Origin of the sequence: Aeromonas finlandensis (assembly GCF_000764645.1) — a bacterium.
In the GTDB taxonomy this organism is placed as follows: domain Bacteria; phylum Pseudomonadota; class Gammaproteobacteria; order Enterobacterales; family Aeromonadaceae; genus Aeromonas; species Aeromonas finlandensis.
The window spans coordinates 1-514 of the sequence record NZ_JRGK01000251.1 but is presented as its reverse complement, the minus strand read 5'-3'; the positions used below and the strand labels follow the sequence as shown (position 1 = coordinate 514).

Below are 514 nucleotides of genomic sequence, written 5' to 3'. Positions count from 1 at the left end.
CTTCTAGCTCATGAGATATGATCTCCACACTAATCCCAAGTTGTGCTAATGCATTAAGCTCAGTTGTTTTCGCTTCAAAAAACTCACGTTCTTCTTCTGAGATAGAAAAAGCAGACTCAAGATTTACACCTTCAGACATTCTATCTAAAATCTTCATGATTGATTGATATTTGAAGTTTAATGAGTCTAATAGGTTCAAATAAATGCTATCAATTGTGTTTAGTGCAGTTTCAACCTCACTACCATCATTTACCGCATCAAGAATTTTTATCGCATCGCTATAATATATACTTCTATCATTTTTAATATCATTATCCCACTGTTCAGACAGGCCATTTAATTGCCCTTGGATCATGTTTGAGAATTTATTTAATCGAGCATTTATTATGCCCTGGTTTCTATCCAAGTGTTGCTTGACTAATTGTGACGGCTCTAATTTGTGGAAAGCAGAGAGATGATTATTAATAATGCTTTTTGATTGAAGTACATGAACTGTGAATTCATTATATTTATC

At 33.1% G+C, this 514-nt stretch carries 1 protein-coding gene; it reads right to left on the bottom strand.

Annotated elements, in window-relative coordinates:
• Positions 1-514, bottom strand: a 514-nt coding sequence (locus LD28_RS23455) for a hypothetical protein (RefSeq protein WP_033137393.1), incomplete at both ends; no start/stop codon positions are given.